At 57.3% G+C, this 6,518-nt stretch carries 5 protein-coding genes and 1 pseudogene; 2 read left to right on the plus strand and 4 right to left on the minus strand.

All coding sequences use genetic code 11. The annotated features are described in order from the left end of the window. Window positions 1–2,341 precede the first annotated feature (2,341 nt). Together AC0L27_RS40465 and AC0L27_RS40470 are read left to right on the plus strand one after the other, a co-directional pair. Entirely contained in the window at window positions 2,342–2,512 is a 171-nt protein-coding gene (locus AC0L27_RS40465; protein WP_473323618.1) for a hypothetical protein, read from the plus strand. 34 nt (window positions 2,513–2,546) lie between these two features. Then, window positions 2,547–2,759, plus strand: a complete 213-nt coding sequence (locus tag AC0L27_RS40470; protein WP_354258518.1) for a hypothetical protein — start codon at window positions 2,547–2,549, stop codon at window positions 2,757–2,759. 103 nt (window positions 2,760–2,862) lie between these two features. On the opposite strand, the gene AC0L27_RS40475 is transcribed toward AC0L27_RS40470, so the two are convergent. The 4 genes and pseudogenes from AC0L27_RS40475 to AC0L27_RS40490 all read right to left on the minus strand — a co-directional run. Beyond that, complete coding sequence (locus AC0L27_RS40475) at window positions 2,863–3,063, minus strand: cold-shock protein (RefSeq protein ID WP_354212046.1); 201 nt, start codon at window positions 3,061–3,063, stop codon at window positions 2,863–2,865. Window positions 3,064–3,466: 403 nt separating this feature from the next. Next, window positions 3,467–3,766, minus strand: coding sequence for a hypothetical protein (locus AC0L27_RS40480; protein WP_473323620.1), 300 nt, complete (start codon window positions 3,764–3,766; stop codon window positions 3,467–3,469). 1,406 nt (window positions 3,767–5,172) lie between these two features. After that, the gene (locus AC0L27_RS40485) at window positions 5,173–5,511 is read right to left on the minus strand and encodes an EAL domain-containing protein (protein WP_473323622.1); all 339 of its coding nucleotides are present in this window, start codon (window positions 5,509–5,511) and stop codon (window positions 5,173–5,175) included. 253 nt (window positions 5,512–5,764) lie between these two features. Then, window positions 5,765–6,086, minus strand: a pseudogene (locus tag AC0L27_RS40490) (ISL3 family transposase); the annotation flags it as partial. Window positions 6,087–6,518 lie beyond the last annotated feature (432 nt).

Genomic DNA, 6,518 nt, shown 5'->3' on the forward strand with positions numbered 1-6,518 from the left:
TCCGACAAGGACCAAACCGGCGAAGTAAAATCGCAAATGACGGGACATCGAAAACTCCCGGTGTTGCGCCCCCTACTTGGCACGAGCCTTCGCGGCGACATGGGCCCCCATGCGGCTTAAATCTGGCAACGTGATGGATTAATTGTGCCTCTACGCATCCGAGTTAACAGGCCATCCAACACTCTTCAGTTGTAAAGCGGCAGCGCGTTCGATTAAATCGAGCCACACGCGTTGCTTTTGGGCGTCGGTCCCGCTCGCGATCCGTGGCGCGGCCGCCCGGTTGATCACTCGCTGCGGTGTTTGCGCTCACCTTCTCGGGAAAAGGAGTACGCGCGAGCCCATACCCTCTAAGGGACGACGACAGAGTAGGCGCGAGCCGATCGGCCCCGGGAAGCTATTGGCGACGCTCAACGCGGGAAGCGGGATCGGGTCAGCGACGATCTGGACGCACGTGGAGGGGGACAACTTTATCCATGTCGCTGTGACCGGAGCGCCGGCTTTGCAGCTTCACCACCTGCTCGAGCTCGAGAGCCTCTATGGCGAGCTCATCTGCCAAGCGTTCGAAAAGTGCGCGCTTTTGCGGGTCGCTCGATCGCCTGCTCATAAGGGCCAAATCCGCGGCATCCGCACGGAGTTTGTCCAATTTTTCCCTTAGGTCCGCCATGGGATCGGCCCCGTCCTAGACCCACCTCGTCATGCGTGACGAGATGCAGGTCAACGGCGGAACACGCTAGGGGTTCTTCGTTAACCGATTGTTAGGCCGACATTCGTGAAGGCCGAGATGTGTGAACGAGCGCCCGCTAGCTTTGCCGAGCGCGTCTGCGGCTATCCGATCAATGCTTCAGTGCGCACACGTGGTCACGAGCAGCATGGTCCGGCTGCATTGCCACTCGGACCCCAGCATTGGTTCATGGACTCCACGAGGAGTACCGACGGCCATGGTAGTACCAGCCGCCACCAGAACAGCGGCCGTCAGCGCGAGCATTCGATAGCTTGCCAAGTTCCACTTCATTGCGCTTCCCTCCAGTGGAAGCGCGCACGCTAGGCTCAGGAATACCTCTCGCTTGTGAACTACTTCACAGGACGTTTCCTAACAGTCATCACAGTCGCGTGCAGCAAGCACGCTGCGTCAACCGGCGGCCCTCGAGGCGCTAGGCCCCCGAGGCCCGTCATACGTGATGCTGCAGTCCCCAGAAGGCGATCAGCAGAAGGGCTGCGGCCCCAATTCCCAGCAATAGGAGAATGGCTTCCAGCATAACGAATCAAGCCCCGCCCAAGGGAATCATACACATGGGTGAAACTTAGTCATCGTGGACTGGCCTGCGCCGGTCCGATCTGATCAGAAGAAAAACCCGCCAGCCTCCCCTATCATGAGCACCGCATCATCAACCGGCAATTAAGGGATCTGGAACTATCTTACACGTAAGTTCTTCCGTTCTGAATGGCCACTGGAGGCTAACAGATGACGGATGAACAGCTAGCTCTTCAAGCTGTTAGTGACGCCCAGCGCATTTTGGAAGAATACTTAGAACCGAGGCCCCGAATAACGAGCGCATCATCTTGGACAAGCTGGTGGAAGTGCTCGAGCGGCCAGATCTTCTGGTCGCTGTTCATCGGATGCAGCGCGGCTCGTAAGCGCTCCGTTGTCCCGCCGTTGCTGGTCGGCTCGTGCGAATTCGAGCCAGTCCTCAGCAAGCTTTAGCCACGGCTCCGCGTCGACGGGCTGACGGGCTTGCGCCGCCCGTTCCCTGCACACCTCAGCTAACTGGTAGAAGCGAAGTACATCTTCCGACATGCAAAATGACGCGACTACGCCCATCATCCCGCCTCAAGAGTATCGCCTCTTCCGACACTGTCTGTCGAGTATCTCACATATCATCCCTGATTGGGGTGAATCCTCGCCACTGTGCTAAATGGGCAACCCCACCGGCCCGCAGACGCTTTCAGGTGCCGGCTTTGCCGGTTGCCAGCACCATAGAGGCAGACGCCGCGTCATAACTTAGCAGGTGGCGTACCAGCCATCAGGGAACGGTAGCAGAGGCCATTCGCCCGCGGTGTCATTCGCGGCCTCCGGCTCGGCGACGATTGGCCCACTTGCCGAAGGACACCACGCAGCAGGCGCCCCCGGCGCGCGATCATAGGGGTGCTGGTCGGAAGGCCCTGTGCTGCTTAAGTGCATAGACTCGATCGAGGGCATAAGTGCACCCCGCGCTCTTAATATCTCACAATTAATCAGTTAATGTAGCTATTAAATATTAAGTATTCGACTTGTTCAATCACGAAATGGTTGAATAGGTTTGTTCTACCGCCGCCCGTGCGCGGTATTTTGAGGCCAGCGACCATGTCCTTGGGATTCCCGCACTGGCTGATGATCGCAGGGGCCCTACTGGTGGGTGCCGGCTATATTGGTGTCCTCGTCAGCGGAAAGAAAGCGAACCGGGTTGATCGACCTCCGGGCGAGCCGATCGATCTGCCGGCTTTACCGCTCCTCAACTCGCATGACGCGCAGTAGCTCGCGCGCGTTTCCCCAAGAGCGAGGGTTAGCAATGGCTGTCAGAATTGAATGGGGTCCGCTTGAGGCGATAACGAACGTCCGCAACGAAGCGTGCAAGGCCCGAGACTTCATCATCCACTCCCATGATGGACATGTGCAGGGGCAGATTGTCGTGCCTGACGACGCCGATCAGTTCGTCATGGGGGCATGTGAAATCCGGCTTCTCGAACTGCTAAAGGAGGCCGTCAAGGAACTGGAGCGGTGAAAGCGCCGAAGATCGCAGCACCAAAGCGTGTACTCAATTTCGATACACGTGACTAAAGCGCCCGGCCGCCGGCGCGAACTGGCGGGCCCTGTCCCAGCCACGCCTACAGTCTCAGATTACCTGCGGACTGCTTGCCCCGATCGCTCACGATCTCGTAGTTCACCTTTGCACCTTCTGCCAAACCACTGAAGCCAGCCTTCTCCACCGCTGATATGTGGACAAAGACGTCCTTCCCGCCGTCGTCGGGCTGAATGAAACCATAGCCTTTGGTCGCGTTGAACCACTTCACAATCCCTGTCGCCACGCACGTCTCTCCTGAAAAATGAACGTCGCAAGATGACAGAAGCTGATAAAAATGAAAAGCCCGCGCCAACCGAGGATCCCGTTTAAGGTGCGAGTTGGATGCATGACCGCTTATACTGGGACAGGCGTCATGTTGCTGCCCACATGAGGAAGGCAGCCAACGTGAACCGGCGCCTCCGGTGAATTTCCCACGGTGGACCAGCAGGGAACGAACACCTCGATAGGGAGCTTGAGAATCTTGCCGGCTTCCCGCGGAGCTGGCGGAGCGGCTCCGGCCACCCAAAACTCCCCCTGAAGCGGGGGCAATCTCACTGCTGGCGCGTACACAGTCGGGACGAACTCGTCGGCTTTGAAATGGCCGGCAGCGTGAACCGGAAAATTTTGTTGCAATCAAATGCGACGCGCTAACGCACTGAGCGCAGATAATGGTCTGGTCGGTTGGCGCGGTTCACCTCAGCGAAGGCCTTCCCCAACTCTTCCACCGTATGCTTCGCCTTGAAATTCTCCAATGCGACCATGAATCGCCCCTTCGCTTCATCGAGCGAGCCAGCTTCCCCGAACGGCGGACCGGGAAGCGTCACGATGCACGTCCACAACCAGAACCCCGGGGAGCGTTCGTTCGCGTAGCGGATGCGCCCGACTAGCTGCCGGTCCTCGTGAACCGTGTAATCATCCAGGCCGATCATCCGCAGTGTCAGAGGCATTGTGGCTTGCCGCAGGGTAGAAACGAAAATAAAGCGCGGCGGATTACATTGTGCCAATTAAACCTCGCCTGACCTGCGCGGCGAGGAACCCGTGTCCTCACTGCGCCGTTGCTGTCTCGCTAGCTTGCCCAAGCTGGCGGAGCGGCTCCGGCGTACCTCAAAAGCCAACCCTGAAGCCGGGGCCGTCTCTCCGCCATCGGTCTTTTCGGAGCATATGTTGTTGCGCGGCGCAGCAACGCAGGTCCTGCCGCCGTAACCCCAGCTTGCGTCACGACCGCGTGCACGAAACCGTTTCGAGCCTCACACAATGACGCTGAAACAAACCCCTCCAAGACTGAACGGCATTGACGTCCTCTCCAGGAAGGTAATATGCGAAAACTATTTTTCGGTGCGGTCTTACTGCCGATCGCATTCGTGGGGTGTTCAACGATTATCTCGGCCGCCCTTTCTGCAGCCCGGGATGCCAAGGCCGCAACATTCTCCGAACGCTTTGCACCCGCGCTGAAGTCCGCCTCGAGCGGCTAAATGCACTCACAGCCCTTATGAACCTGATCTGGCGACGGCTTGCTTACATGAAACTGGCGGGCATGCGGCCCAAGCTCGTGAGCAATGACGAAAAGGCCGGTGTGACCGGCGGTTTCATTTTTCCACTTCGACAACATAAAGACCCGCGAACCGTGCGACGGGCGGCGAGTTGACTGAGACGATCATGCGTGATCGCGTGCCGCTTCTCATCTACTGTCAGTTTTTCGCGTCAGTCAAATCATGACGAGAACAATAAAAATTGCGATTTCAACCAGCAACACCGCTGCTGTCATAGTGGAGACGATAAACAAGTCAGCCATGCGTAGCATGATCCGCCTCACCACCGGCCAAGAAACGGCCCCTCACATCTCATGGCGTAAGCGGGGGGATGCGGGAGCCGTTTCTCGGTGGCCAGACGCGTTCGTCCGGCGCCAGGCACCCGCAAATTAATTCGATTTTAAATATTTGTCGATCTCTAATTTGTTTCGATTATCTATTTATTTAATATGGACCCAACGCTTGAAAATCGCCAGCGTGCCTTGGAGCGAGCGCATCCGCCGTTCCGCATCCTTTGCTTACCTCGCAAGAGAGCAGGACGTATCCGCGGACAAACGCGTGCGGCTGCTATCGTGCACGGCACGGATTGGACCGAGCGTTACCTATGGATTGCCGCGGCCGCTCTGAAGAGCCACCAGAAGCACTTCGTCGTCGAGGGTGAGGAGGTGGTGCTTGGCGTCGACGACGACGCTTCCGATTTCAACGCCCTGCACTCTCGCAAGCACAATAGCGAGGCTCAGCTTTGGGCCTTCGTGTTGGCGATAGACGGGGACGGCCCACGCGACCTGCCACTGTATCTGCGAAAAACAAATTTACAGCGGCTGCTAACACCCTTGGGCCATGTCGAAACCCAATTCCTTGACCGTCAGGAAATCGGCTCTTGTTTCCGCCCCTTTCGCGACCGTTCGTGTCTTGCCTTCGGACATTTTTACAATCCTCATGCAAGCCGCGCGCTTTAGCCCGTCCCCTGCGCACCCATCGATAAATTTTCGATCAACCTTTAGCTCAAAAAATGGCCACTCCTCCTGGCCGAGGAGCGAGGGCCATTCTGCACCTAACCCATCAACGGAAAGGCCAACATTGTGGAACTTTAGCGAATGCGCGGCATCCCTTGCAAGCCTGAAGTCACGCAGAAGCTCCGTGCCATCGATCTCGATAATCAGTCCCGGAAAGGCCGATGCCTGGGAAGAAGCTTCTCAATCGTCGTAAGTGCACATCGTTTGTGAGAAACGAAAGCGGCAGATTGATAGCAAGTTCAATTGGCCCGCATTCCGAAACGAAGCAGTGCCAATCCGCCACCGCTTGGTTGATAAGGAATTCCGACAAAGCTGCGTAATGCGGGTCTCTGTCGTCCGCTTTGAAACAGCCGGGAGAGACCATACCCCAATGAGGATGTCTGATGCGGACGAGTGCTCCGTGAGCCTCCTTGCGGATCATCGCATGGAAACTGGCTATGACTTCTCGAGCTTCCACCAGGAGAGGAATGCCTGCTCAATTGCCGCAATAGTGACGGTCTCTGACTTTGATAGCGTATCGCGGCCATTGGTCATCAGCGCGCGATAGGTCTTGCGGACGGTACGCGCTGCAGGCTCTGAGCATTGGGCATTTCGGCACGCCAACGGCGTGTCGCCCATTCGGCAACGACTCGCACCGAGCTAAATCCCTGCGCCTTGAGGCAACCCCACAGGTCGGCGCCATTATAGTGACGAGGGGTCCACTGAACATCGAGCCATGGCAGGCAACGTACGGAGCGTCTTAGGTGGCTCGCGGCCTCTCGCCCCACCAAACTGTGGCGGTCCGTTCAATGTCCTCCTCGGTCTATAATCAGGGCGAAGACATTCACGCCACTGATTGAACCCCTGCACATACAGGCGGTGTTGACGCTCGCTTCGCCAGAGAGCTCTAGAACTGATGCCGTTAACGTGGTGCGTTGCAGCGAGCTATCTGCTTGCTGCGCTGCGTCTACGTTCCGCCATGGGTAGTACATCACCTTTCTACATATGAATCGGGGATGTGCCGGAACGTGCGTTATGAGTTTGCATTGTTTCTCTGTTTTGTGATTTGTAGCGAGGTCGATCATGCGTCCGCTTTCTGGAATGATAATGATTGCAGCGGTCTCAACTTGGACGGGGCTTCATGCGACCCCTGCCGTCGGGCAAACATTCAATGA

Source organism: Bradyrhizobium sp. Ken51 (assembly GCF_055807435.1).

Coding starts and splice junctions, on each gene's coding strand:
- AC0L27_RS40465 (WP_473323618.1), top strand. CDS start 2,342: ATGTCCTTGGGATTCCCGCACTGGCTGATGATCGCAGGGGCCCTACTG.
- AC0L27_RS40470 (WP_354258518.1), top strand. CDS start 2,547: ATGGCTGTCAGAATTGAATGGGGTCCGCTTGAGGCGATAACGAACGTC.
- AC0L27_RS40480 (WP_473323620.1), bottom strand. CDS start 3,766: ATGCCTCTGACACTGCGGATGATCGGCCTGGATGATTACACGGTTCAC.